At 65.0% G+C, this 1,624-nt stretch carries 1 protein-coding gene; it reads right to left on the bottom strand.

The features are described from left to right. The coding region (locus AC4FAH_RS08745; protein WP_490245911.1) for an EAL domain-containing protein at window positions 1–1,319 on the bottom strand (1,319 nt) is incomplete at its 3' end. Between the last annotated feature and the right edge of the window lie 305 nt (window positions 1,320–1,624).

The following is a 1,624-nucleotide window of genomic DNA, read 5'->3' as shown; positions in this document are numbered from 1 at the left end:
AGCTCCAGGCGTTCCGGCGCGAAGTCATGGCGCGCCAGAGCCTCCGAGACGCGCTCGGGGAAGCCGGGGTCACGAAATTCCTGAGCAGAGACATTGATCGCCACCGACAGCGGCTTGCCGTTCGGCGTCACCAGATCACGCGTCGCCGAGAGGGCCGTGTCCATCACCCGCGCGCCGACGGTGCCGATCAAGCCGTACTGCTCCGCCAGCGGGATGAAGCGACCCGGCCCGATGGTGCCGAGCTCGGGGTGGTCCCAGCGCACCAGCACCTCGACGCCGACGGCCTCGCCACTGGCGAGGTCGAACTGGGGCTGGAAGGCGAGATCCAGCTCTTCGAGATGCTCGCGCAGGTCACTGGTCAGGCGATAGTCGTTGAGGTGCTGCATGTGCGCGCCGGGCGAGAACACATGCAGGGGGCCGCAGACATCGATGTCATCGTATTCCCCGTGCAACATGGCGAGTTCGGCCAGATGCATCAGGCGATGGGCACGCCGCGCGTGCTGCGGCGCCAGACTGATGCCGACCCGCGCCGTGACCGGCAGGGCCTTGCCATCCAGTCGCATCAGCATCACCAGCCGTTCGCACAGCTCGTTGGCACGCGCGATCAGGCTGGCCTCATCCCCGACGAAGAACAGCGCGAAGGCATTGCCCAGCGGGCGGCAGACCAGGGCGTCGCGATACTGCAGGGACATGGCTTCTGCCACCCGCTCCAGCAGCGGATCGATACGCTCGGCACCGTGCGCCGAGTTGATGATTTCCAGGTGGGTCAGCGACAGGTAGATGATGCCGCCATCGATGCTGCCGTCGACGCTTTCTTCCAGCAGCAGTTCATCGATCTGGGCATTGAAGCGATCGCGCGACAGCAGGTTGATGGGCTGCAGGCGGCGCAGGGCGATCAAGACCTTGTCATCCACCCCGGCCGCACGGGCCTCCGCCAGCCCCGAGAACGGCGCCTTGAGGCGAACCCGCCGCTCGCTGACCGGCTCGAGACGCGGCCGCTCGGTGCCGAACAGCTCCTGCCAGCCACAGGTGTTGGCCACCAGACACTCGGCATCGAAGATCGCCATGCGCCACGGCAGATTGGCCTTCTGCACCAGCAGCCATTCTCCCAGCTCGCCGGTGATGCCCATCAACCAGAAACCGGGCTGGCCGCTGATGCCACAAGGCTCCGGCTGCTTGGGCAGCGGGGATGGCAGCTCCGGCACCCTGTCTTCCTGTCGAGCGCGCGGCGACGTCCAGGCGAGTTGGCCGAAGCGGTCATGAATCCACAACGGCTCTTCGATGGACGACAGCAATTTGATCAAGATATCGAGAGGCACGCTCACTCCACCTGCAGTCATAAGGAAAATGGCTTGATGCCCCGCAAGGGCCGCCTGTCGCCAGTGATGCTGGCCGTTGGCTGGCGCAACGCGGGTAACACCGCCGGGACATGACACGTCATTCACGCTTCCGGCTGTTCTCGCGCTTATCTGCTTACACCTGCTTTCATTGTCGCCGCTGGCTGCCGCAAGGCCCGGGCCGCATGGCTAATGCGGCAATGTCCGGACGACCATGCTACTCCTCCCATGGACATCACCAGGCGCCAGACTGCTGCACTTTGTCTCTTCTGATCGCCCTTTTGAGC

This window comes from Cobetia sp. (genome assembly GCF_983723665.1).
Note: the sequence above shows the minus strand (reverse complement) of the source record. Positions and strands in the feature narration are given on the sequence as shown.